The 24760-nt window shown below is 67.7% G+C and carries 19 protein-coding genes, 1 pseudogene, 2 CRISPR repeat arrays and 1 riboswitch; of the genes and pseudogenes, 3 read left to right on the forward strand and 17 right to left on the reverse strand.

Annotation, left to right across the window (positions count from 1 at the left end; genetic code table 11):
- Positions 1 to 121: 121 nt before the first annotated feature.
- The 12 genes and pseudogenes from AMK58_RS11235 to AMK58_RS11290 form a co-directional block, all read right to left on the reverse strand.
- Positions 122 to 793: a TetR/AcrR family transcriptional regulator gene (locus tag AMK58_RS11235; protein ID WP_035671743.1), complete on the reverse strand. Its 672-nt coding sequence runs from the start codon at positions 791 to 793 to the stop codon at positions 122 to 124.
- Positions 794 to 1314: 521 nt separating this feature from the next.
- A CRISPR array of direct repeats spans positions 1315 to 2417; the repeat unit is 32 nt; unit sequence GTTTCAATCCACGCCCTCGCACGGAGGGCGAC.
- Positions 2418 to 2587: 170 nt separating this feature from the next.
- Positions 2588 to 2878: a CRISPR-associated endonuclease Cas2 gene (gene cas2, locus AMK58_RS11240; protein WP_035671741.1), complete on the reverse strand. Its 291-nt coding sequence runs from the start codon at positions 2876 to 2878 to the stop codon at positions 2588 to 2590.
- A gap of 6 nt (positions 2879 to 2884) precedes the next feature.
- On the reverse strand, positions 2885 to 3928 hold the full coding sequence (gene cas1c / locus AMK58_RS11245) for a type I-C CRISPR-associated endonuclease Cas1c (RefSeq protein ID WP_035671740.1): 1044 nt from the start codon (positions 3926 to 3928) through the stop codon (positions 2885 to 2887).
- Positions 3929 to 3950: 22 nt separating this feature from the next.
- Complete coding sequence (gene cas4 / locus AMK58_RS11250) at positions 3951 to 4619, reverse strand: CRISPR-associated protein Cas4 (protein WP_175424469.1); 669 nt, start codon at positions 4617 to 4619, stop codon at positions 3951 to 3953.
- 28 nt (positions 4620 to 4647) lie between these two features.
- On the reverse strand, positions 4648 to 5616 hold the full coding sequence (cas7c, locus tag AMK58_RS11255; RefSeq protein ID WP_035671737.1) for a type I-C CRISPR-associated protein Cas7/Csd2: 969 nt from the start codon (positions 5614 to 5616) through the stop codon (positions 4648 to 4650).
- A gap of 6 nt (positions 5617 to 5622) precedes the next feature.
- Positions 5623 to 7422 (reverse strand): type I-C CRISPR-associated protein Cas8c/Csd1, encoded by a 1800-nt coding sequence (cas8c, locus tag AMK58_RS11260; protein ID WP_035671734.1) that lies wholly within the window; start codon positions 7420 to 7422, stop codon positions 5623 to 5625.
- The gene (gene cas5c, locus AMK58_RS11265; RefSeq protein ID WP_035671731.1) at positions 7419 to 8126 is read right to left on the reverse strand and encodes a type I-C CRISPR-associated protein Cas5c; all 708 of its coding nucleotides are present in this window, start codon (positions 8124 to 8126) and stop codon (positions 7419 to 7421) included. Before cas5c ends, cas8c begins: the two co-directional genes overlap by 4 nt.
- Positions 8127 to 8796: 670 nt before the next feature.
- The gene (locus AMK58_RS11270) at positions 8797 to 11100 is read right to left on the reverse strand and encodes a CRISPR-associated endonuclease Cas3'' (protein WP_236778114.1); all 2304 of its coding nucleotides are present in this window, start codon (positions 11098 to 11100) and stop codon (positions 8797 to 8799) included.
- An 802-nt stretch (positions 11101 to 11902) separates the two neighbouring features.
- A CRISPR array of direct repeats spans positions 11903 to 12404; the repeat unit is 32 nt; unit sequence GTCGCCCTCCGTGCGAGGGCGTGGATTGAAAC.
- Positions 12405 to 12636: 232 nt separating this feature from the next.
- A pseudogene (locus AMK58_RS11275) lies at positions 12637 to 13602 on the reverse strand (serine hydrolase domain-containing protein); the annotation flags it as partial.
- Between the two features lie 36 nt (positions 13603 to 13638).
- The gene (locus AMK58_RS11280) at positions 13639 to 14388 is read right to left on the reverse strand and encodes a substrate-binding periplasmic protein (protein WP_079285540.1); all 750 of its coding nucleotides are present in this window, start codon (positions 14386 to 14388) and stop codon (positions 13639 to 13641) included.
- Between the two features lie 165 nt (positions 14389 to 14553).
- A complete protein-coding gene (gene ribB / locus AMK58_RS11285) occupies positions 14554 to 15240 on the reverse strand; it encodes a 3,4-dihydroxy-2-butanone-4-phosphate synthase (RefSeq protein ID WP_035671722.1) in 687 nt (228 codons plus the stop codon).
- Between the two features lie 151 nt (positions 15241 to 15391).
- Positions 15392 to 15544: riboswitch (FMN riboswitch) on the reverse strand.
- A gap of 63 nt (positions 15545 to 15607) precedes the next feature.
- Entirely contained in the window at positions 15608 to 17296 is a 1689-nt protein-coding gene (locus tag AMK58_RS11290) for an alpha-amylase family protein (protein ID WP_035671720.1), read from the reverse strand.
- Positions 17297 to 17491: 195 nt separating this feature from the next.
- Between AMK58_RS11290 and AMK58_RS11295 the strand changes: the two genes are divergently transcribed.
- A complete protein-coding gene (locus tag AMK58_RS11295; protein WP_059398902.1) occupies positions 17492 to 18667 on the forward strand; it encodes a calcium-binding protein in 1176 nt (391 codons plus the stop codon).
- On the opposite strand, the gene rsmD is transcribed toward AMK58_RS11295, so the two are convergent.
- Genes rsmD through AMK58_RS11310 form a run of 3 tightly spaced genes read right to left on the reverse strand, consistent with a single transcriptional unit; the run spans position 18658 to position 20713 of the window.
- On the reverse strand, positions 18658 to 19236 hold the full coding sequence (gene rsmD, locus AMK58_RS11300; RefSeq protein WP_059398903.1) for a 16S rRNA (guanine(966)-N(2))-methyltransferase RsmD: 579 nt from the start codon (positions 19234 to 19236) through the stop codon (positions 18658 to 18660). The genes AMK58_RS11295 and rsmD overlap by 10 nt on opposite strands.
- Positions 19217 to 20443: a pseudouridine synthase gene (locus tag AMK58_RS11305; protein ID WP_059398904.1), complete on the reverse strand. Its 1227-nt coding sequence runs from the start codon at positions 20441 to 20443 to the stop codon at positions 19217 to 19219. The genes rsmD and AMK58_RS11305 overlap by 20 nt, the downstream gene beginning before the upstream one ends.
- Positions 20444 to 20503: 60 nt before the next feature.
- On the reverse strand, positions 20504 to 20713 hold the full coding sequence (locus AMK58_RS11310; protein ID WP_014239544.1) for a dodecin: 210 nt from the start codon (positions 20711 to 20713) through the stop codon (positions 20504 to 20506).
- A 113-nt stretch (positions 20714 to 20826) separates the two neighbouring features.
- Here AMK58_RS11310 and AMK58_RS11315 point away from each other — a divergent pair, with 113 nt between their 5' ends.
- Positions 20827 to 21261 carry a nucleoside deaminase gene (locus tag AMK58_RS11315; RefSeq protein ID WP_174436487.1) on the forward strand — a complete coding sequence of 145 codons (435 nt, stop codon included), beginning with the start codon at positions 20827 to 20829 and terminating at the stop codon, positions 21259 to 21261.
- Between the two features lie 84 nt (positions 21262 to 21345).
- Here AMK58_RS11315 and AMK58_RS11320 read toward each other — a convergent pair whose 3' ends face one another.
- Positions 21346 to 21612, reverse strand: coding sequence for a nucleotidyltransferase family protein (locus AMK58_RS11320; RefSeq protein ID WP_236778115.1), 267 nt, complete (start codon positions 21610 to 21612; stop codon positions 21346 to 21348).
- A gap of 23 nt (positions 21613 to 21635) precedes the next feature.
- Positions 21636 to 22922 (reverse strand): phosphoribosylamine--glycine ligase, encoded by a 1287-nt coding sequence (purD, locus tag AMK58_RS11325; RefSeq protein WP_035671711.1) that lies wholly within the window; start codon positions 22920 to 22922, stop codon positions 21636 to 21638.
- Positions 22923 to 22997: 75 nt separating this feature from the next.
- Here purD and xseA point away from each other — a divergent pair, with 75 nt between their 5' ends.
- On the forward strand, positions 22998 to 24611 hold the full coding sequence (xseA, locus tag AMK58_RS11330) for an exodeoxyribonuclease VII large subunit (RefSeq protein WP_079285541.1): 1614 nt from the start codon (positions 22998 to 23000) through the stop codon (positions 24609 to 24611).
- Positions 24612 to 24760: the final 149 nt, after the last annotated feature.

Here is a 24760-nt window from a genome sequence, read left to right on the forward strand (position 1 = left end):
GGGCGCTCTATTTTAAGGAGAGCCGCTGGCTATGCAACCGCTTTGAAAGAGCGCCGGGTTCCGCTCTCGGACCAGAAGGTCGGTGATCCGGAACGAACGGGGAGCAGGCCCATGAGCAAGTTCAGCGGGCACCGGCCGGCAGCGATCGTCCAGCCCCGCGCAGAAACAAAGCCCAGGCCTGGTCGAAAAACCGGCCCTGGGCCTCTGTGGACGCGTAGGTTGCGCGGCCCAGCATGGCGTCATTCGACGGTCCGAGCACGATGGAGTGCAGCAGGTGCGCGGCGATCACGCGGGGATCGTCGCCACCCAGCTTACCGTCCCACTGGGCGGCGGCGACCAGGGCGACCAGCCGGTCGGTGATCGGATCGCTTTCCCCCTCGTCCCGCCGATCCTCGCCGTGAAGGATCGCTTCGCTCAAGGCGATCCGGTTCAGCGCGACCATGTCCGGTTCCAGGTTGACGGTGAGAAACCAGCGGGCGACGCGCTTCAAACGCGACAGCGCGTCGCCTTCGCCGCCCGCGGAGTCGATTTCGGTTTCGAGACCGTCCAAGGTCCGCACGCGCATGCGCTCGACCACCGCCTCGAAGAGCGCGGCCTTCGACGGAAAGTGCCGATAGATCGCATCCTCCCCCGTACCGCAGGCGGACGCGACCTGCTTGATCGAGGTCGCCGCAAAGCCCTGGGCCGCGAATAGCTGCGCCGTTATGTCGATGATCCTGTTGGAGGTTTCGACGGTGCCCTCCTTGGATGGGCGCCCGGCGCGTACCCCGGCAGGGAACGATTCCGTCATCATTCCTCCGCCTGCGCCGCCCGGCCATGGACGGACCGGACATCAGCGCATGAGAGGCATCGGTCATTCATAAAGCTATCAACGAACACGCGCTTCCCGCCCTTCGCATTCTCGTCACCCGCGGCTGGCGGCCGCACCCTCTTCCTTAGCAGACGGATGGCGCCCCGCCCACACCTAAACCGGGCAGAACCAAACCGCCGCAGCACATCGTGAGCCTTCACCCGAAGCAGTGATAATAATTGAGCAGTGACGGCCCATTTGTCTTAAGATTTATTATGGAAACAGTACCGTCAAAAGTCGGTCCAACTTAACCTATTTAAAACATCAACAGGTTTAGCCCAACCATGACTCAATACACCCGTATCAAGTTACAGATAGACTGAACCTGCCGATGCCCTGGGAACGCTGAATTTCCCCGAGCCGTCATGAACCGATTTTCACAACAGGAGCGATTCGGCTTGAGGAAGCAGCCCTCGCACGAAGGGCGACTACTGCCTGTTCGTCGACGAGGCCCACCGCTACAAGTTTCAATCCACGCCCTCGCACGGAGGGCGACGTTGTGAAGTCCAGCACGGACCCGGTGCAGGTGGCGTTTCAATCCACGCCCTCGCACGGAGGGCGACACGACGCCTGGAAGCAGGCCGCTGTGTGGAAGGTGTTTCAATCCACGCCCTCGCACGGAGGGCGACGCCTTGGCGGCGTCGAAGTCCATCCACACGACGGTGTTTCAATCCACGCCCTCGCACAGAGGGCGACCCTCAACGGCGTGGCGTCGAGCATCGCGACCGCACTGTTTCAATCCACGCCCTCGCACAGAGGGCGACCGCTGCCGAGCAACACGCCGCCCCGGCCAGCCCGGTTTCAATCCACGCCCTCGCACAGAGGGCGACGTCCGGTGCCCAGGCTGTCCCCGGCCTGGAGCGTGTTTCAATCCACGCCCTCGCACAGAGGGCGACGAAACTCCGCGGCCACTCCCGCCCCCACAGGATCGTGTTTCAATCCACGCCCTCGCACAGAGGGCGACCGCGCCATCCTCGCCTGAGGGGCCAGATGAGGAGGGTTTCAATCCACGCCCTCGCACAGAGGGCGACAGGCCGCCCCAGGACTTCATGAGGCCGGACTTGTGTTTCAATCCACGCCCTCGCACAGAGGGCGACGACCGCCGTGAAGCTAGAGTTTCGATAGTGGTTAGCGTTTCAATCCACGCCCTCGCACAGAGGGCGACGCGCCCATGACGAAGCTCGCTGACATTTGCCGCAAGTTTCAATCCACGCCCTCGCACAGAGGGCGACATGCGGGTCTACCGCCATGGATCGACCGAGCGCCAGTTTCAATCCACGCCCTCGCACAGAGGGCGACCGCGCCGAAACGTGCCATGCCCACGCTGGCAGCAGTTTCAATCCACGCCCTCGCACAGAGGGCGACCGCGCCGAAACGTGCCATGCCCACGCTGGCAGCAGTTTCAATCCACGCCCTCGCACAGAGGGCGACGTGACGTGCGTTGGGGCGAGCGTGCACACCTTCCTGTTTCAATCCACGCCCTCGCACAGAGGGCGACGGCCGTGAGCTGGACGATCTTGTACTGAGAGGGGATGGTTTCAATCCACGCCCTCGCACAGAGGGCGACTCCTCATCTTTATGCACTTGTTCAAGAACCCACAATCCCCCGACGGATGCGAACCTACTTCGGAAGCGGCCGCGGAAGCAGTCATTCCGGTGTCGGAGCCGCACAAGTCATTGATGAGAATGACGTGCGAACCCCTCGGGGGTTTCGTGTCCGCTTCCGGTTCGCACCGATCAAAAGATCAATGCGCCACCGAGATCCAGCACCGGTTTGGCGCCCACATGCTCGATGCGGCGGGCCGCGTTGGCTCCGAGATGATAGAAGCGGAGACTGTCCGTCTCTTGATTGATTTCTCCGATCAAACGGGCACGCAGAACGGCCCATTGTGCCGGGTCGACGTCGCATTCGAAAACCGAGAACTGAACCCTTTGCCCAAAATCCTGACAGGCTCTGGCAACCCGGCGCAGCCGGCGGCGCCCGGATGCATCCTGGGTGTTCACATCGTAGGTGATGAGCATCAGCATGGGGATTCACTTCCATAGAAATGGCGGGTAGCCATCCAGGTCGCCCCGAAGGTGGCGTGCGAGAAGTTGCGCCTGGATGTGGGGAACCAGCCCGAGGCTCACCTTTTCGTTCAGGAATGGATGCGTGATTTCATCCTTCTTCCGCTCCTGGTAGGCCGTCAGGACCGCCTTGCGGGAATCGTCCCGCAACAGCACCGCGCCGCCGTCCATGCGGATGAAATCCTTTTCACCCAGCTGCTGGCGATTGATCAGCGTCAGGGCCACCCGATCGGCGAGAGTGGACCGGAACTCCTCCATCAAATCGAGGGCGAGGCTGGCTCGACCGGGGCGGTCACGGTGCAGAAACCCCACTTGAGGGTCCAACCCCACGCTTTCCAGCGCGGAGCGGCAATCGTGGCCGAGGATGGCGTAGAGAAACGACAGCAGCGCGTTGCAGGGGTCCAACGGTGGCCGCCGGCTGCGTCCGCCAAACCGGAACGTGCCGTCGGTGCGACGGACAAGGTGATCGAACACGCCGAAGTAGGCGTTCGCGGCATCGCCCTCGTGGCCGCGCGCCGCGTCGATGTCGGGCGCTTCCGCCACGCGGCGGGCCACATCGCCCAAGCGGCGCTGGGCATCGTCCAGCCGCGCATGGCCGGCGTCCTGCGATCGTCCGGTGCCATGATCCCGCAATGCCCGCCGCAGCACGGCGCGCTGGTTCGCTGCTTTCGCCGCGACGATGGCGCGGACGATGACAAGCCCGGCGGCTGGATCGTCCGCGATGCGGTACTGGCGCCGCCGCAAAAGCACATTGCCGCTGCATGGCCCTTCCACCCGCGCCATGAACTTTCCATGCTCGCTGAGAAAGGAAACCGCCACCCCGGACTCCGCGCAATGCCCCATCAATGGCGGCGACATGCCGACCCGGCCGAAACAGACGATGCCGCCCATCATGTGGATGGGGACCCGGCCGATCTCGGCGCGCTCCACCTCCACCACGATGTTGGCGCCATCCTTACGCAGCCACGCGCCGTCGGTCGTGATGAACAAGGTGTTCAGATGCTGCCGCATGGGACCTGCAACCTCGCCGTTTTCAGGGAGACCGTGTGTCGGCCGTCTCGCCGTCGCCCTCTGGCCGGTCCGGCTCGCCCAACTGCCGGGCCAGCCAGAGGGCGACGGCGGGCGGGTGGCTCAAGCGCCGCGGGCGGCAGAGGTCGAGCATGGAACAGCTCTGGCACTTGCGGGCCTCATAGACCGGCGGCGGGGTCGTGCCGGTCCGCACCATCTCCCGCACCGCCGCGGCCGTCCGTTCGGTCAGGTCGCGCAAGGCGGCGTCCAGCGCTACCGCGACGCGCCGCCGCGTCTCGCCGTAGAACAGGGCGCCCTCGGCGATGGCGGTGCCGAACATCTCCTCCAGGCAGATGGCCTGCGCGCAAAGCTGCACCTCGTCGGCCCGGTGGGCCTTGGGGCGGCCGCGCTTGTACTCCACCGGGAAGGGGCGGCGCTCCGGCCCGTGCAGTTCCACCACATCGGCCACCCCGGCAAGGCCGAGCCGGTGCGACCGCAGCGGCATCGACCGCACCGTGCGGACGCCGCCGCGCACCTCCCGCCCGCCCGCGTCCACGGACTCGTGGAGCAGGCGGCCCTCCGCCGTGAGCCGGTTCTCCCGCCACTGGCGCTCGACATGGATCAGGGCGCATTGGCGCGGGCAGAACAGGTGATGCTGAAGGGCCGACAGCGGGAGGAGGTCATCCGTGTCCATCGGGGCCGCATCCATCGGGGCGGGGCCGTCAGAACTTCTCGATCAGCGTCACCCCGGCGGGCACGCCGGCCGTGTCCGCCGAAACCGTGTAGTCGGCGAAGCGGCGGGCCGGCGGCAGATTGTCCAGCCCACCGCCGTCCAGGTCGTAATCCGCGCCCTGGAAGCGGCGCTTGACGGTGACGAGGTCGAACAGGCGGTGCGCCGGGGCGTTGCCCAGCACGCTGTCATGGCGGAACAGGAACAGCCTGCGCCCGGCCATCTCGCCGCGCGCGGCCGAGCGGTCGTGGTCGAACATCTGCTCCAGCGCGGTCCACAGCAGCTCGAGATCGTCCTCGTCGAAGCCGGTCCTGCCCGCCAGGCTGGCCGAGATGTAGCCGTGGCTGCGGTACAGCCCATAGGGCACGACGTGCTTGCGGCCCATGGTGCGGTTCTCGCGGCGCTCGTCCTCCGCGGCCTCGCCCTCCTTGCGCTCCTTCAACTCCTTCTCGGAGGTCGCGGCCATGCGGGTGATCGAGATTTCCAGCGGCAGGATCGGCTCGACCGAATGCGCGAAGGACATCTGCACCGGACCCCGCACCTGTCCGCAGTTGATGCTGGTGCTCATCACCGCGCCGAAGCTGCGCACGTCGAAGAAGTTGTCGCACATGAACCGGCGGACGGCGGTCTCCTCCTCGCCCTTCGGCGACAGCTTCTTGGCGGTGGCGACGTCCTTGTCGTCGGGGCGGACGGCCGCGTAGGCGGCGCGGTGCTTCTCGTTGAGGATCGCGCCCTCCTGGACGTAGATGCCGTAGCGCGGCTCGCCGTCGCGGCTGAGCGCGGCGTAGTTGCGGATCTTGCGCTTCAGGCAGACGTCGGTGACCAGCCCCTTGTTGGTTTCCGGGTCCAGGCGCGGCAGGTTGCCGGCATCGGGATCGCCGTTCGGGTTGCCGTTGGTCACGTCGAACAGATAGACGAATTCGTACCGGTTCTGGATGGGGCTCTTCTGATTGGCGGGCATGATGGCTCAGTCCTCGGAATCGGTCGTGTCGGCGGCGGGGATGGCGGCGTCGGTCTTGCCGGCGTAGCGCTGGTGGTAGTAGCCGATGGCGAAGCGCCCCTGGTCCTCGATGCGCAGCGACCGCGGGAAGGAGGCGCCGAGGCCGCCGAGGATTTCGCCGATCTCGCCCTCGAACCAGCCGCCCAGCCGGGCCTTGTCGCCCTTGCGCAGCACCGCCAGATGGTGGGTGCTGTTGCGCAGCAGCATGGGGAAGACGCTGGCCGGGGTGGCCGAGGCGGCGCCGAAATAGCGGTCGCGGATGCTGGCGTTGACCTTGCCCAGGGCGGCCCGCTGGGTGTTCTCCAGCACGGCGAACAACCGGCCCAGCCGGTAGCCGGCGTTCGCCTCGTCGCGGTTCAGGCTCACGGGAAGTTCCTCCTCCTTCGTCGATCCCAGGCGGGAGTCGCGGTTCAGACAGGCTTTGCAGATGGCCGCCTTGGCGCCGGTGATCTCGTCGCCGGCCCGGATGCGGGTGATGACCGCCGCCAGCAGGCTGCGCGGATAGCGGCCGCCGGTGAGGACCGCGCGCATCACCTCGCCGCCCAGCAGCGGGGCGACGTTGTCGGATTTGCCCATCAGGGCGGTTTCGCGCAGCAGCGCCCAGACCGACGGCGCGGTGCGCCAGGGATCGGGCTTGATCTCAAGATCGCGCCAATGCCGGCCGATGTGCTCGGCGATGGCGCCGAAGCTGTCCTCCAGCCAGAAGCGCACCGACAGGCGGGCGATGTTGGGGGACAGGCCGAGGATGAAGAAGCGCGTCCGCTCGTCCAGCATCGGGTCGATCTCGCGCACCGGCCGTCCCTGGCTGACGGGGGTGAGGACGTCCTTGATCCTCTGCGCCTCCTCAGCGTCCTCGGGGCGCGGCGGATCGAGGAGGTCGGAGAACAGCGTCTCCGCCTTCTGGGCCGCCTTCTCGCCGCCCGAGGTGTCGGCCCAGAAGGCGACCGTGGCGTCGCCGACCTGCAGGCGGTTGCCGCTTCCCTCCTTCAGCAGGGTGTTCAGCGCCGTTCCGTAACCGAAGGTGACCGCGTCGGACACCGGGGCGTTGAGGCCGTCGCTCTTGGCGTAGGAGGTGAAGGCATTGCTGTTGAACGACACGATGCGGGCACCGCCGACCTGCGCGCCCCACACGCCTTTGATGAGCGGGTGGAGGGCGGTGACCGGCCCCCATTCCCCGGTGACGAGGCAGAAGCCCTCGTCGCCCTTCTTCGCGGCAAGCTCCTTCTCCCACAGGCGCCGGGCGGCCGGGCGGTCGTGCAGGAAACGCGGCTGGCCCGCGGCGTTGCGGTCGCCGTCCAGCATGAACACCATGTACTGGTCGAGCATGGCGTCGTCGAACAGCGGGGCCCGGAAGGCGTCCGGCGTCCAGTGCGTGAGGAAGTTCCGCAGCGCGACCAGCCCCTCGTCGTTCGAACCGTCGATGGCGGCGAGATGGCGCTCCTTGAAGGCGGCGAAATAGGCGGGGGACGCCGCGCGGGCGCCCGTGGCCTTGTCGGCCCCCACCCCGAACAGGAAACGGGTGTGATCGCACAGGAAGTAGGGCGGCGGCTTGGTCCCGGACCGCCCGAAGAATTGGGGGACCATCAGCGGACGGGGTTTCGGCTTCTTGCCCGACAGGATGCGCAGGTCCGTCACCTCGACCGGCTCGCCGCCGGACGACAGGACGACGGCGTAGGAGATGCGCTCCATCGAAAAGCCGAACGGCGGCACGTCCCCCCGCTCCGCCAGACGGTCGTAGTAGCCGTTCAGAGCGGCGAACAGGGTCATGACCGCACCTCGACCGACTCCGGCGGCGGCACGGCGACCGCGCCGTCGCGCAGGGCCGCGTGGAAGAACAGCGGCGTGCAGTGCGCCGTGCAGCAATGCTGGTTGCCGACCCGGCTGTCCCGATCGTGCCGCATGTCCAGCAGCATCCAGCCGAGATCGCGGTTTCGCTGGTCGTCGGGCAGGGCGGACGGAGGAAGGTCGCCGTCCAGCAGGGCGAAATGCGCCGGAAACTCCCGCGTGCCGAAGCAGGGCTGGTGGAAGCACTGCCCCTGCGCTGCGCGGCGGTTGAACATCGAGAGATGCTTGGCCGGCGTGTCCTCCGCCCCGGCGCGGTCGGTCAGATCGAAATGGGCCTCGATGACGTAGGCAACGTCGACCAGAACGGTCGCCGCCCGCTGTTGCCGGTTCTCCGCAGCGTCCATGCGCAGGTCGTGCACGGCCCCGGCCTTCATCGCCGCGGTGACGAAGCTTTTCGGGACGAGCCCCGACACCTCATTGCGGCGGATCGACTGGAAGCGGATGGGTTTCAGAACATGGATGGCGTCGATCACCCAGCGGATGGCCGGCTTCCAGTGGATCGCCTCCAGTATTCCCCGCGCGGCCGAAGGCGTCATGATGTCGTAGGACATGCGCTCGACCTTCATCTCCGGGCGCGTGAAGCACGCCCGCTCCCCCCAGACGTGGAGTTTGACGCCGTAGGCCATGACGCCACCTTAGTTTGTTAAGTACAATTCAAATAACAACGTCACACGTCATGCCAAAAGTGGCGTAATTGTTCTGGCAAGCCAGATTCGACGCACCTTAGCGTCAGTGTTGTGGGGTGACCGCATTCGGCCTTTTTAGCCCTCTCCCCTCTGGGGAGAGGGTGGCCCGCAGGGCCGGTGAGGGGGATGTGCTTTTGCCGGGCGCACCACCATGCGCATCCCCCTCACCCTGACCCTCTCCCCAGAGGGGAGAGGGGACCGCAAGCACAAAGGCCGTGGCAGCGCATTGCCAAGGTTCTTGGCTTCACGCTGCAAACAGCTTATCTTCTGGCGTAGGCTAATCGCACCGTGCGCCCCCTTTCTTCTCACGGGACTGTACGAGGCTGGCTTAGGCACGTCAGCGTTGCATCCGCTGGCGTGCCAATATCTTTACGCGGACGCTTGAGCGCGTCAACAACTTCTTTAATCGATCAGACTATGGGAGGTTTGGGAGATTATGAAGGATAGATTGGACCTTGAAGCTTTGGCTGAGTTTGGGCAGTCTCGGGTGGTTGGCGCTTCAGGCGTCGTGGATTGAAATATAATGTCCCAGCCCTCCCCATAAGGCTGTTCGATGAATGGGCGGATCTGCACGATCCGCCCTTCATTCCCGAATGATTCCTCGCGCGGCTCAAAACAAATCCAGATTTCGGAACGTCGGATCATCCCAATCCAGCCCGACGTCGGGGTGGTAGAGATCGTCGTTGACCAAGCGGACGAACTGCTCGCCAAACTCGCCCTTCCGGACGTATTCGGCCGCTCCGGCAGCGATCAGCGCGTTGCGGGCGCTGCGCGGGATTTGCACCAGATAAGGCTGCAAGGCCCGCGCGATGCCGCCCGTCTTCTCTGCCGAAACGTGATCCAGGTTCCGCAGCAAGCGCGGCACGGCGTCCGGATCGTCGGCGGGCCCGTAGGGAACGATCACCGGCACCAGGGGCGATTCGATGATGCGGAATGCCTTGGCGATGTCGGCGAAGGGGTAGTCCTGGCCCCGCTGATACAGGCGCAGCGCCTCCAGGATGCCCTTGATCGGCTCCGCCCCCTCGCCGACCAGGGCGGCGTCCAGCTCCTCCCGCCCGCGCTGCCAGTAGAGGCGCTGGAAATAGGCTCGGATGGTGTCGAGACCGAGCGGGTCGTCGTGGGTGCGCAGGATGCTGGCGGCGACCTCGGCGAACTGGCTCAGCTCCGGCGGCGGTTTGCGGTTCTCGCCCTCGGGGCTGCTGAAGACGAAGACCCGGCCCGGTTCCGGCAACTCGCCGTTGCGGTTGCAGCGGCCCGCCGCCTGGGCGATGGAGTCGAGCCCGGCCAAGGCCCGGTAGACGGTCGGGAACGAGAAATCCACCCCGGCCTCGACCAGGGAGGTGGCGACCAGACGCACCGGCGCTCCGCTCTTCAGGTCCTTGCGGATCGCCGCCAGTTCCGCCCGGCGATGGGCCGCGCACAGGCAGGTGGACAAATGGCGGGCGCTTCGGGGTTCGTTCAGCCCGTTGGCGACCTGACGCAGCAGATCGCGCGCGTGCCGCCGGTTGTTGACGATGCACAGGACCTGACGCTCCGCCCGCAGGCGCTCCGCCAGTTCCTCGTCGCCGAGCGGTTCCCTGATGCGCTCGACCGTCACCCGCTTCAGCCGCCGGTACAGCCCCTGAGGGTCGGGCGCCAGTTCCCGAACTCTCTCCAGCCCGCCCTTGAAGCCGGAGTCGACGGTCACCGCCGGCTGGGTGGCGGTGCAGAGAACCACCGAGGTCCGGTAGCCGCGCGCCAGTTCCCGCAAGGCCTCCAGGCAGGGCAGAAGGTACTTCAGGGGAAGGGTCTGCGCCTCGTCCAGGATCACCACCGACCCGGCGATGGCGTGCAGTTTGCGGCAGGGCGAGGTGCGGTTGGAGAACAGGCTCTCAAAGAACTGCACCGCCGTGGTGACGACGATGGGCCGGTCCCAGTTCTCGGCGGCGCGGCGCAGCTTCGCGATGCCATCGCGTCCCTCCTCCTCCGAATCGTCCGCGGCGCGTTTCCCCTTGTCCGGTCCCGGGCCGAAATCGAAGCCGCTGTGGTGTTCCTGAACGGCGTCGCGGTCGCCCAGCGCCGTCCGGAAGACATCGGCGGTCTGCTCGACGATGGAGGTGAAGGGAATGACGTAGATGACCCGGCGCAGATTGTGCCGCTCCGCATGATCCAGCGCGAAGGCCAACGAGGCCAGCGTCTTGCCGCCACCGGTCGGCACCGTGAGGGAGAACAGGCCGGGCGCCTGTTCCGAACCAGCCCTGGCCGCCGCCAGCACCTCCGCCCGCAGGGCGTTGACCGGCCCGCTCTCCCCTTCGAATCGGGACAGGTGGCGGTCGAGCCGCCCGCGCAAATCCCCGATGGTCAGCGGGCAACCGCGATCGACCTCCTCCTTCCGGAATTCGGCGTAGAAGCGCTCCGTTTCCAGGCGGTCGGCATCGATCAGGCAGGAGAACAGCATCCGAATCAGGAAGGGGAGAGAAAAGCTGTGCGAGAACCCTTCCGACAGGACGGGAGCGGACAGGTCGGCGCCGGCCGGCGCCACGTCCTGCTCCGGCTCCAGGCGGTGCGGACGGCACCCGGCCAGCCGATCGTTCAGGGAGGACAGGCCTCCACCGGGAATGCGCCCGTTGGCGAGGCCGGCGTGATGCCCCGCGATCCCGAAGGCCATCATGCGCCCGAGAACCGGGCCATAGCGTTCGGCTGCGATCACCGCCCCGGCGGTGGAGTGATCGACGCCGGGTCCCAGCCCGCGGATGTAGGCTTGAAACGCCGGGTTCGCCTTGCCGGCGTCGTGCAGAGCGCCCATGGCCTCCGCCACGCCCCCGCCGCCGAACGGTGCTGCCAATTCGGCGGCTTTGCTGGCGACGGCCTTCAAATGGTCAGCCAGAGGTTCCCAGGCATCCTCGCTTTGGCCGAAGACAGAATGAGCATGCACGTTTTTCGCCATGTTCTCCCCGTCAACTAGCCTAGTAATTTATTTAATAATCTTTAAATCAACCAAAAGGAAACTTCCAGGGAGTTTTTCCATCGGAATATGGGCTTCGCCTGTGGGCCGTCGGCAGATGAGCATCACTGCGAACCATTCCGGGAGCCGGTCGAGCCCGTGACTTCGGGATGGGATGACCAGCTGCCACGCCACGGCGGTTGGGTCACCTTAAAGGCGGTTACGCCCGGACATATCCGATCAAAGACAGATCGATCACAGGTCTTCTTCGAGCACACACGGGCTTGAATCCGTCGTGCGCCAAGGTCCGCTTGCCTCGGCCGGAGCGGCAGTCGAGGCATGGCCTCCTCCCAACGGAATGGACAGCGGTTCGGGCGGTCGTTCGCTCGGCCCGTTAAGGACTTTTGTTCGGGAGAGGGGTGCGGTTGAGTGTCGGAAGAGGATAAGGATCGTCGTAATCGTCAAGGCTGAGGAACGGGTTCCGCTTTCCCCATCTGGGAGCACATGGCGCCCGCCGATGTGCAAACGGTGGGCGGAACACTGATCGGTGTCGAGGCGGCCTGCCGTATCGAGCACAGGGTGTCAAACCGGTGCTGGATTTCGGCGACGCGTTGGTTTTTAAATCGGTGCGAACCGGAAGCGGACATGAAACCCCCGAGGGGTTCGCACATCATTCTCATCAATGACTTGTACGGTTCCGACATCGAGATGGCCGCTTCTCGATTCGCTCCCGATGGAGGTTCGCGCCCGTTGGGGGATTATGGGTTGTTGAACAAGTGCATAAAGATGAGGAGTCGCCCTCCGTGCGAGGGCGTGGATTGAAACAGCGAAAACTGGTTCCGCAGTCCAAACTCGGACGGTCGCCCTCCGTGCGAGGGCGTGGATTGAAACGCCAGGACCTCGCCGACAATCGGGTGGCCGAGATCGTCGCCCTCCGTGCGAGGGCGTGGATTGAAACTGCCCCATGAAGATGGGCTCCAGGGCGGGCTTGAGGTCGCCCTCCGTGCGAGGGCGTGGATTGAAACAGCACGAAGGCCGCCGGCTCGGCGATGCCGACATGCGGTCGCCCTCCGTGCGAGGGCGTGGATTGAAACCCGCTGGCGTCCAGTGCCTCAAGCCAGTAGTAGCGGTCGCCCTCCGTGCGAGGGCGTGGATTGAAACTCGACGACCTCGATGGCCGGTTTGAAGCCGTCCTCGTCGCCCTCCGTGCGAGGGCGTGGATTGAAACCGTCCGCGTCCGCTTGGTCAGAGCGGGCGCGGCGGGTCGCCCTCCGTGCGAGGGCCTGGATTGAAACAGATTATTACTATTTCGAATGCTTTGAATCGGGCCATCTTTATCATAGAACCCAAGTCACGCTAGTTCGGATGGACCCTGATTTCTCAGAACATCAACAAAGACTGCCCAAGCGTGACCCGACATAAGCGGCTTCGTCACTGGGAGATGGCCCTGACGGCGAAGTTTTGACGGAGCAGCACCATGGGGCCGATCCCGCAGCCCCGATCGATTGTCCTGCCCTCGCGCCGGTTCTATTCATAAACGGCGTTTCTGACATCGGTCGGAAACGCCCCAGCCATGCCTTCGAACGCGGTGTTTGTCAGGGCAACCACCGAGAGGCCGTTCTTGCGGTCGATGAACCAGGAATGGCCGTAGGCACCGCCCCATTGCAGCGTGCCAGCGGCCTGCGGTGTGCCCGTCAATGCCGGATCGTCCAGCACCGCCCAGCCATAGCCGAAGCCCCAACCCGGCCCCTGCGTTTGCGCCGTCGCGCCGACCTGATCATGGACCATCAGCCCGACCGTCTCGGGCTTCAGGATCGGCCCACCCCCGGTGCGGATGGCTTCGAGAAACCGGAGAACATCCGAAGCCGTCCCAGCCATGCCCGCACCGCCCGATGGATAGGAACTGGCGTCGAAAATTCGCGACGGCGCGAAGGTTGCGGCAAGCCCCATCAGCGGAACCGCCATCCCGTCCGTCATCGGCACCGGTTCCGGATTGCCGTCCGCATAGGCCTTGGCGAGCCGGGAGGGCGCGTGCACCGGGAAGCCAGTGTCGTCGATGCCGAGCGAGTAGCGCCAGCCTGTGCCGGGGGCGAAATGCAACGGTGCGGCCGACAGGCGGGCGAGGCTCTCCTCCAGCGAAAGACCCGGTTGGTCAAGTCCGTCCGAGACGTTCAGCCTGTGATAGGGACCCTCCGCCGGTTCGCGGAAGGCATAGCCGAGCCCCGATGTATGGGTCAGCAACTGGCGGATGGTGATGTCCGGGATCGAACCGTCCGGCAACGTCGGGCGAAAGTCCGGCAGCCAGCGCGCAACGGGCGCGTCGAGATCCAGCCGCCCGTTCTCCGCCAGACGCATGGCGGCCGCGGTCACGAACGGCTTGGTGACGGAGGCAAGGCGGAAGATCGCATCCTCGCGCATTTCGGTGCCCGCCTCTCGATCGGCATGGCCCGCGGCACGGTGGTAAACGATCCTGCCGTCCTTCGCGACCAGGACGACGGTGCCGAAGCGGCATCGCGCGTAGCGTACGCTCTACCGCTCCCACCGGCGGACGATGGCGTCGATGGTGCCGTCCCGCTTGAGCTTTTCGTAGGCCGCCTGCAACCGCTCGGCCTTTTCCGCCCGCAATTTGGGGACGGATATGTAGCGCGGCACCATGGCCAGCGGCGTGGGCAGGATCTTGACCGACCCCGTCCGGCCCTCGCTGTCGGCCAAGTATCGAAGCACCTGCAAGTCGCCGGCGATGGCGTCGACGCGGCCGAGAAGCAGGCGGCGGAAGGACACGACGTTGCTGCTGCTGCGGACCTTCTCGAACAGGGACGATTTGTCGAACTCGGGGGTGTACTCGAAGCCGTCGACGACGCCGATCCGCAGACCACGCAGATCGTCGATGCCTGTGTAGGTGATCTCCGAATTGCTGCGGACCATGAGCACGGTCGCGCCGACACGGTAGGGTCCGATCAGATGGCCACGCTCCAACCGGCGCGGCGACGTGAAGAATTGGAAGGCGACATCCACCGCGTTCTCGTCGTGCGCGCGGACCACTTCCGGCCAAGCCATGGGGCGATGAACCGGATAGACGCCGATGTCCTTCAGCATGGCATCGACGATCTCCGTGTCCATTCCCGTGCGTTTGCCGCGCTCGGTGAAGTTGTACGGCGGGAAATAGTCCTCGGACGCGACCGTCCAGTTTTCCGCGCGCGCCGGGGCCGAAGCCAGAATCAAGGCGACGACCAGCAACCGCGCCACCCCCGCCAAACACACGCGCACCGTCGTCCTCATCAACCCTCTCCGCTCACATCCCGACATCGCCTGTCGCCGGGCACCGCGTACAGGGCAATCCGGTCGCCCTCAATGGGAAAAGAGCCGACGGGTGTGATATCGCATCGGAGACGGCGGAAGGGACCGGCCCCCCATGGAGGGAGCCGGTCCCACTCACCACACCGGTCAGGCGGCGGCGCGCAAACGCATCGCCCCGACCAGATCCTCGATGGTCACCACCGGCATGCCGTGACGCTCGGCGAAGGCCACCAGCTCGGGCAGACGGGCCATGGTGCCGTCGGGGTTCATCACCTCGCACAGCACTCCCGCCGGACGGCGCCCGGCCAGGGTGGTCAGCTCGATGGTCGCCTCGGTGTGGCCGCGCCGCGCCGCCAAGCCCCCGGCGTGCGCGCGGATCGGGAAGACGTGGCCGGGCCGGGCGAGGTCCTCCGGCCGGCAGCCGTCGGCGATGGCGGTGCGGATGGTGGTCACCCGGTCCGCCGCCGACACGCCGGTGGACACGCCCTCCCGCGCCTCGATGGAGACGGTGAAGGCGGTGCCGAAGCGCGCCGTGTTGCTGCCAACCATGGGCGGCAGGTCGAGGCGGCGCGCGTCGGCGTCGGTCAGGATCAGGCAGACGATCCCCGACCCTTCGCGGATCAGCAGAGCCATCTGCTCGGCGGTGATGGTTTCGGCGGCGTAGATCACGTCGCCCTCGTTCTCGCGGTCCTCGTCATCCACGACGACGACCCCGCCACCCTGGCGGATGGCCTCCACGGCGCGGATCACCCGTTCCTCGGCGGTGCCGAAGCGGTCGAGAAGGCCGGCGGAGGATGTGGAGGAAAGCGGGTTGCTGGCAAAGGTCTGATTCACGGTTCTCACTCCGGTTGGGGCGAGCCTGAATCAGGGCGCAAAGAGACATCCGGCGGCGCGCGGGATGCCCCGCGCGGACCGCCGTCGCAGGCCACCGCACGCGCCCCACGCGCCACGCCAGGCGCGACGCGCGGACCACGGTCGATGACCGGCTCGTCCTCTTCCATCCGGACTGTCACCGTCGGCTCCGGCCTTGAACCGGATCTGCTGACCTCCCCGCCTGACGGCCGGGAGCGCTCGCGGGCTCCCCCTCGTGCGAGGGGCTACCGCCGGTCGGGATTTTCACCCTGCCCTGAGAACAAGCGTCTGTTGCGCCGCCCCCGGACGGGGACGGCACCGCCAGCGTCCCCCAGCGGGCCGGGCAAAGTCAAGACCGCTTCGCCCCACCGACCGGCCCCTCCGTCCGGCGCAGCAGATAGTCCAGCCCGCCCAGCCGGTACCAGCGGTAGCCGTAGGGCTCCAGCACCAGGCGGTGCCGCCCGTCCTCCTCGGGGTCGTTGTGGTCCTCGGCCAGCAGATTGACCAGCCGCGGCGATTTCCCCGCGCCATCGACCGCCAGCACGACCTCGTGGGGGCGGTCGTCAAGGTTGTGGACGACGAGCACCGAGTTGTTCCGCCAGTCGTAGCGGATCGCCAGCACCGCGTTCGATCCGGTGGGCAGAACCTGGAAGTCGCCCCAGCCGATCTCCGGGCATTCCTTGCGCATGCGGATGATACGCTCGGTCCAGTTCAGCAAGCTCGACGGCTCGCGGCGCTGGTGGGCGGCGTTGATCCGCTCATAGCCGTAGGCGCCGCCGCTGATGACCGGGTGCACGGGGTCGTCCGCCTTGGTGAAGCCGCCCTGCGGTTCGTTCGACCACTGCATCGGGGTGCGGGCGCACTCGCGCTCCGGCAGGGACAGGTCGTCGCCCATGCCGATCTCGTCGCCGTAGCGCAGGACCGGCGTGCCGGGCAGCGTGAACAGCAGGCTGTAGGCCAGTTCCAGCCAGCGCCGGTCGCCGCGCAGCATCGGGGCCAGCCGCCGCCGGATGCCGCGGTCGTAGAGCTGCATGTCCTTGTCCGGCCCGAACGCGTCGAACACGCGCTTGCGCTGCGCCTCGGTCAGGCGGCCGAGGTCCAGCTCGTCGTGGTTGCGCAGGAACAGGCCCCACTGGTTGGTGCTGGGGCGCGGCACCCGGGTGACGTCCAGCGCCTTGGCCAGCGGCCGCGTGTCCGCCGTCGCCAGCGCGTAGAACAGGGTCTGATTGACCTGGAAATTGAAGACCATCTGCATGCGGTCGCCGTCGTCGCCGAAATACTCCTGATCGACGGTCGGCAGCACGTTGGCCTCGGCCAGCAGCACGGCGTCGCCGCACCGCCACTGCACGAACTCTCGGAAGGTGCGCAGCATGTCGAACTGCTGCTTGGGCTTCTTCACGTCCGGCCCCTTGGTCGCGATGACGAAGGGCACGGCGTCCATGCGGAAGCCCGACACACCCAGCTCGATCCAGAAGCCCATCACCTTCAGCAGCTCGGCCTGCACCTCCGGGTTGGCGGTGTTCAGGTCGGGCTGGAACTCGTAGAAGCGGTGGAAGTAGTAGGCGCGGGCCTCCTTGTCCCAGCTCCAGGTCGTCTTCTGCACGCCGGGAAAGACGACGCCCTGGTCGGCGTCGGACGGCTTCTTGTCCGACCACACGTACCAGTCCCGGTAGGGGGAGCCTGGGTCCTTTCGCGCCGCCTGGAACCAGGGGTGCTGGTCCGACGTGTGGTTGACCACGAGGTCGATGATGAGACGGATGCCGCGCTGCTTGCAGGCGTGGCTGAACTCAACGAAGTCGCCCAGCGTGCCGTAGCGCGGATCGACGTTGTAGTAGTCGGCCACGTCGTAGCCGTGGTCGCGCATCGGCGACGGCTGGAACGGTCCCAGCCAGACGCAGGTCACGCCCAGCCCCTGCAGATAGTCCAGCCGGCGCTGCAACCCTTGGAAATCGCCGATCCCGTCGCCGTTGGCGTCCATGAAGGTGCCGAGCGACAGGTTGTAGATGACCGCGTTCTTATACCAGAGATCCTTGATCATGGCCCGCCCCGCTCAAAACCGCCTAGGCCATAACAGAGCCGACCGGTCGAGGTCCCGCCACTCCGCCGAGCCAACCGTAAGGGGGTGTCCTACGCCCTTAGGAAAAAGGTTAATGTATAGTTAAAGTCACAAGAAAGCCTTCAATCCTGCCCGCATGATGTCCCCCAAGACGCACAGAACCAGGGGAATCGTGCCATGAAGCGTGCCATGCGCCAGAACGCGCCGCAGAACTCCGGGACGCAGACCACCACGACGCAGGCCGTCAGCTACGCCTACGGGAACAACGCCGGCGCCCTGGCGGCGGCTCCCGCGGCGCCGGTTCCCACCAGCTTCGCTCCGGTGACCATCAACTACGCGGAAACGCGGGCCGACGGCGGGTTCGGCTGGGACGTGAAGTACGACCTCGGCTTCGACGGCACGGCCTTCACCGTGCAGACCCGCATCCATCTGACCGGCGACGACGCCGGTTCGCTGAAGCAGGTCTGGGAGCAGGGGATCGAGGGGATCTGGGGCGACAAGTACAGCCTGTCGGACGGCACCAACAGCTACGCCATCCGCTTCGACGTGCAGTTCGTGGCGGCCGGGACCCAGCATTACAACGTGAACGTCAGCAACAGCTACGGGCGCTGCGACATGCTGAACTGGTGCACCCAGACCGACTGGGGGCCCGATTACCAGGACGAGCTGGCGGCCCACGAGTTCGGCCACATGATCGGCGCCTTCGACGAGTATGCGGGCGGCGCCACCTACGGCAACTTCGCCGCGACCGGCACCATCATGTCGGACCTGACCCCGACACTGCGCCCCAACTACATGAACTCCATCGACTATTACGCCGAGCAGTTCACCGGCAAGACCTTCCAGATCGTGGAAATGCCAAAGAACCTGACGCTGACCGGCAACACATGGGCCGACAGCCTCTATGGCGGGGCGGGCAACGACACGCTGAGCGGGCTGAGCGGCAACGACCAGCTCTTCGGCGGCGCCGGAAACGACCTGCTGTGGGGCGACGCCGGAAACGACACGCTGCGTGGACAGGCCGGCAACGACGCGCTCCATGGCGGCTCGGGCGCCGATCTGCTGATGGGGGACGAGGGGAACGACACGCTGTGGGGCGATGCCGGCAACGACACGCTGTGGGGCGGCTCGGGGGCGGACCTGTTCGTCTTCACGCGCGGCGGCGGTCAGGACCGCATCGCCGATTTCAGCCGCGCGCAGAACGACCGCATCCAGATCGCCTCCAACATGACCTACCGGCTGGGATCGGACGGCAGCGGCAGCGCCCTGCTCGACTTCGGCGGCGGCGACCGGCTGACCCTGGCCGGCATCGCTCCGAACCAGGTCACCTCGGCCTTCTTCACCTACGGCTGAGGCATCCCGTAACGCAGGAACTGGACCCGGGTGTCGCCGTAGCGGCGCTCATCCAGTTCCGCGAAGCCGGGCGGCAGCGGCAGGGGGTCGCGCCCGGCGACCTCGACCACCAGCACGGCGCCGGGGGCCAGCCAGCCGGCCTTTGTCAGCCCGGCCAGCGCCCGCGGCGCCAGATCCTGGCCGTAGGGCGGGTCGAGGAAGGCCAGCGTGCAGGGGCGGCCCGGCGGAGGCGGCGGGCGGGTGGCGTCGGCGCGCAGGATCGCGGCGTTCGCCCCCTCCCCCAGCGCCGCGACGTTGGCCCGCACGGCGTCCAGCGCGGCGCGGCCCAGGTCGAGGAAGCTGGCGTGGGCGGCCCCGCGGGACAACGCCTCCAGCCCCAGGGCGCCGGTTCCGCAGAAGGCGTCCACGACGACGGCGCCCTCCAGCAGGTCGGCGCCGTCCGGCCCCCAGTCGGCGTGGGACAGGATGTTGAACAGGGATTCGCGGGTGCGGTCGGTGGTCGGCCGCGTGTCGCTGCCCCCCGGGGCGGCCAGCCGCCGCCCGCGGTGCTTACCGCCGACGATCCGCACGGGTCCGCTCCGGCCCCCGGCCGCCCGACGCACCACCGCCCGAGGCGCCGCCAGCGCCACCGGCACCGCGCGGCTTCGGCCCCGGCTTCCCGCCGCCGCCGGGCTTGCCGCCCTTCAGCGTCAGCGTGCCGGGCTTGCCCGCCGGCTTGCCGTCCATCCTGGCGGAGGCCGGTTTGTTGGAAGCGGGCTTGCCGGAAGCGTAGCCGCCCGAGGCCGGCTTGGCCGGGCCGCGCCGGTCGGACGCGGCCTTCGGCTCCGCCTTGGCCCAGCCGGCCTTGGCGTCGCGCGGCTTGGCCGCCTTCGCCGGAGCGGCGGAACGGCCCTTGGCGCCTTCGGCGCCGGCGCTCTCGCTCTTGGTGGCGGTCTTGGCGGCAGAGGTCTTGCCCTTGGCCTTGCCCTCCTCCGCCGGATCGGCGCCGGTGAAGAATCGGGACACCTGCTCGCGCACGACGCGCTTCGGCACCTCCTCGACGGCGCTCTCCTCCAGCTTGCCGAGCTGGAAGGGACCGTAGGCGACGCGGATCAGCCGGTTCACCTGAAGGTCCAACGCCTCCATCACCTTGCGGATCTCGCGGTTCTTGCCTTCCTTCAGGCTGACGGTCAGCCAGGCGTTGCGGCCCTGGATGCGGTCGAGAACGGCTTCGATGGGACCGTACTTCACCCCCTCGATGGTCGGTCCCTTCGCCAGCTCGGCCAGCTTCACCTCGTTCACCTCGCCGAAGACGCGCACGCGGTAGCGGCGGGTCCAGCCGGTGGCCGGCAGTTCCAGGAAGCGGGCCAGCTCGCCGTCGTTGGTCAGCAGCAGCAGCCCTTCGGTCGTCAGGTCGAGCCGACCGACCGAGATGACGCGCGGCATGTCCGGCGGCAGCCGTTCGAAGACGGTGGTGCGGCCCTTCTCGTCGCGGGCGGTGGTGACCAGCCCGGACGGCTTGTAATAGCGCCACAGCCGCGCCGGCTCCGGCTCGGGGATGACCTTGCCGTCCACCTGCACGACGTCGCCGGAGCGCACGACGCAGGCCGGGCTGTCCAGGGTCGTGCCGTTGACGGCCACGCGGCCGTCGGTGATCCAGCGCTCGGCGTCGCGGCGCGAGCACAGGCCCGCGCGCGCCAGCCGCTTGGCGATGCGCTCGCCGGCATCGGGCTCGCCCGCGTCCGCATCGGCGGCGCCGGGCATGGCTTTGGAATGTTCGAAATCGGGGGTGTCCATGGGCACGGACCATAGGGCTTGCAAGCCCCGCCCGCAACCCACGGCACGGGGTCCCCGCCGTTATTCTTCGAGGCGGAAGCCGACCTTCATCACCACCTGGAAATGGGCGACCTTCCCACCGCTGACATGGCCGCGGATCTCCCCCACCTCGAACCAGTCCACGTTCTTCAGCGTCTTGGACGCCCGTTCGATGCCGTTGCGGATGGCGTCGTCGATGGTGGTCTCGGCGGTGCCGACGATTTCCACCTTCTTGTAGACATGGTTGCTCATGACCGTCCTCCCTGTTTCGTCCGATGCTTAACAACGCCGGAGGGCGTTCCGCGGCTTGACGAAAACAGGGAGCGCCGGGCAGGGTGCCCCGCATGAGCCGCCCCCCCTCCCCCATGGACATCGCCTTCGACGAGGCCGAAGCCGCCGCATCCCGCGGGGAGGTGCCGGTGGGTGCCGTGCTGGTCGATCCGGCGACCGGCGCCGTTCTGGCCCGCGCCGGCAACCGGACGGAGGAGCTGAACGACCCCACCGCCCACGCCGAGGTGCTGGCGATCCGCGCCGCCTGCGCCGCCTTGGGCGAGCCGCGCCTGCCGGGGCTGGACCTCTATGTGACGCTGGAGCCCTGCGCGCTGTGCGCCGCGGCGATCAGCTTCGCCCGGTTGCGGCGGGTCTATTTCGGCGCCTACGACCCCAAGGGCGGCGGGGTGGTGCACGGCCCCCGTTTCTACCACCAGCCGACCTGCCACCACGCCCCGGACGTCTACGGCGGCATCGACGAGACGCGGGCGGGGGAGATGCTGCGGGAGTTCTTCAGGGGGCGGCGTTAGTCTCTTTCAGACTCTCGTTCACGATGGCCGCTATCACACGGCTGATCGCCTCGCGGATGTGTTCCAGATAAGCACGGTCTGCGGTCACAAGGATCGCGCCGACTGAAGAATTCCGTCGCGCATGTAAGGCGACAGGCCACGCTCCGTCACCACATCAACGGCAGCGCCGGTTCGTTCCTCCAAAGCGTGCTTCAATTCGATCAGGTCGAACAAATCCCGCCCTGGCTCCAACTCCACGAGAAGGTCCAGGTCGCTGCCGGGCCGCGCCCTCCCCGTGGCACGGGAGCCGAAGACGCGCAGGTTGCCGGCCCCAAAGCGGGAAGCCAGAGCCTTGATGTCTTCGGCTGACACGCCAGCCGGCAGTTGGAGCGCCGTCAGCGCCCCACCGCCCGCCAGCCGATGTCGCGGCGGCAGAAGCCGTCCGGCCAATCCAGCGCGTCGACACCCTGATACGCGCGCTTCTGCGCCTCGGCCACGGTCGGCGCCTTGGCGGTCACGCCCAGGACGCGCCCGCCAGTGGACAGAACCCGGCCCTCAGAGAGCTTCGTGCCGGCGTGGAAGACGGTCACGCCCTCCACCGCGTTGGCGGCGTCGAAGCCCTTGATCTCCGTGTTCTTCACGTAGTCGCCAGGGTAGCCGTTCGCCGCCATGACGACGCAGAGCGCCGTCTCGTCGTGCCAGCGCAGGTCGATGTTCTTCAACTGGCCGTCCGCCGCCGCGATCAGCGCGGCCAGAACGTCGGACTTCAGGCGCATCATCAGCGTCTGGCATTCCGGGTCACCGAAGCGGACGTTGAACTCCAGCGTCTTCGGCACCGGGTTGCCGGCGGCATCCTTGCCGATCATCAGGCCGGCGAACAGCACGCCCTTGAAGGGACGCCCCTCCGCCGCCATGCCCTTGACCGTCGGCTCGACGATCTCGCGCATCACGCGGGCCTGGAGGTCCGGGGTCAGCGCCGGCGCCGGGGAGTAGGCGCCCATGCCGCCGGTGTTCGGGCCGGTGTCGCCGTCGCCCACCGCCTTGTGGTCCTGGGCCGAGGCCAGCGGCAGCGCCGACTCGCCGTCGCACAGCGCGAAGAAGCTGACCTCCTCGCCGTCCAGGAACTCCTCGACCACCACCTCGGCCCCGGCGGCGCCGAAGCGGCCCTCGACCAGGGCCTCGTCGATGGCGGCGAAGGCTTCTTCCTGGGTGCGGGCGACGGTCACGCCCTTGCCGGCGGCCAGACCGTCGGCCTTGACCACGATGGGGGCGCCGTTCTTGCGCACGAAGTCCTTGGCGGCCTCGACGTCCTTGAAGCGGCCATAGGCGGCGGTCGGCACGCCGTACTTGGCCAGGATGTCCTTCATGAAACCCTTGGAGCCTTCAAGCTCCGCCGCCGCGGCGCTGGGGCCGAAGGCCTTGATGCCGATGGCGGTCAGCTTGTCGACGAGGCCGAGCACCAGCGGCCCTTCCGGCCCGACGACCACGAAGTCGATGGCCTTGTCCTGGGCGAAGCGGACCAGGGCGTCCACATCCTCGGCGCCGATGGCGACGCAGTCGGCCACGTCCGCGATGCCGGCGTTGCCCGGCGCGCAGTAGAGCGTGTCGCACAGCGGCGAGTTCCGAATGGCCCAGCACAGCGCATGCTCGCGCCCACCCGACCCGACCACCAGGACTTTCATGGCACCTCGTCCTTCCACGCTTGTTGCCGACACCGCGCCTTGTATCATGGTGCCGCCATGACTCAAGACCTTGATATGACCTCTCCGCTGATCGCCCCCGAGCCGCGCCCCGGCTCGAACCTTCCGGAATTCTCGGTGGGCGACCTCGCCCGGCGCCTGAAGCGCAGCATCGAGGAGGAGTTCGGCTTCGTCCGCGTGCGCGGCGAGATCTCCCAGCCCAAGCGCCACAGCTCCGGCCACTGCTACCTCCGCCTGAAGGACGACACGGCGGTGATCGAGGCGGTGTGCTGGCGCGGCACCGCCTCGAAGCTGGCCGTCCAGCCGGCGGAGGGGCTGGAGGTCATCGTCACCGGGCGCATGACGACCTACCCCGGCCGCTCGCAATACCAGCTCATCATCGAGTCGATGGAGCTGGCCGGCGAGGGCGCCCTGCTGAAGATGCTGGAGGAGCGCAAGAAGCGCCTCGCGGCGGAAGGGCTGTTCGACGCCGGGCGCAAGAAGCCCATCCCCTTCCTGCCCGACGTGATCGGCGTCGTCACCTCCCCCACCGGAGCGGTCATCCGCGACATCCTGCACCGGCTGCACGACCGTTTCCCGCGCCGGGTCCTGCTCTGGCCGGTCGCCGTTCAGGGCGAGCGGGCGGCGGCGGAGGTCACCGCGGCGATCGAGGGCTTCAACCGCATTCCCCCCGGCGGCCCGGTGCCGCGCCCGGACCTGCTGATCGTGGCGCGCGGCGGCGGCTCGCTGGAGGACCTGATGGCCTTCAACGAGGAGAACGTCGTCCGCGCGGCGGCGGCCAGCCGCATCCCGCTGATCTCGGCGGTCGGGCACGAGACCGACACCACCCTGATCGACTTCGCGTCCGACCGCCGCGCCCCCACCCCCACGGCGGCGGCGGAGATGGCCGTTCCAGTGCGGGCGGAGTTGCTGGCCCAGGTGCTGGACGACGAACGGCGCATGGTCGGCGCCGCCACCCGCCTGCTGGCCGAGCGGCGGACGCGGGTGGAGGGGCTGGCCCGCGGCCTCGGCGACCCGCGTGCCTTGCTGGAAAGCCACGCCCAGCGGCTGGACGACCGGGCGGAGCGGCTGGCGCTGGCCGCCGCCTCGCTCCTCGACCGCCGCCGCACCCGCCTGAACGAGCTGGGTGCGGCGCTGCGCCATCCGCGCGAGAAGCTGGCCGAGGCCGGGCAGCGGCTGGCCTCGGAATCCCGCGCGCTCGACGGCGCGCTGCGCCACGCCGTCGTCGCCGCGCGCGGCCAGTATGAGCGGGTGGCCGGGCGGCTGACGCTCGGCCCGATCCGGGTGAAGTTCGGCGACGGCAGCCGGCGATTGTCCGACCTGACGCCGCGGCTGGGCCGCAGCTACGGCAAGGCGGTGGAGGAGCGCGCGGCGAGGCTGACGGCGGTTGGGAAACTTCTGGAAAGCTACTCCTACAAGGGCGTGCTGGAGCGCGGCTTCGCGCTGGTGCAGTCCGGCGACGGCAAGCCGCTGACCAGCGCCGCCCAGGCCACGCCGGGTCTGGCGGTGTCGCTGGTCTTCGCCGACGGCCGGGCCGCCGCGACGGTGGACGGCGGGCCGCGGGTCGATGGTCCACCCCCTGCCGCCCCGGAGCCTAAGCCCAGGAGCCCCCGGCCAAAGGCGGAGCCGAAGAAGCCGAACCGCCCGCCGACCCAGGGGAGCCTGTTCTAATCCATCGGCTCCGCCCCGGATTTGCTCCATTCCGGAGCACCGGACTGGAGCGGACTGCCGGACGGACTGGGCACTTCCACGGCGAGCCTCCTCCGCCCATCCCTTATAGTGGTGCGCCGCCGGATCGATGCCCGGCGATACCGGAGGGA

This window comes from Azospirillum brasilense (assembly GCF_001315015.1).
GTDB lineage: Bacteria > Pseudomonadota > Alphaproteobacteria > Azospirillales > Azospirillaceae > Azospirillum > Azospirillum brasilense.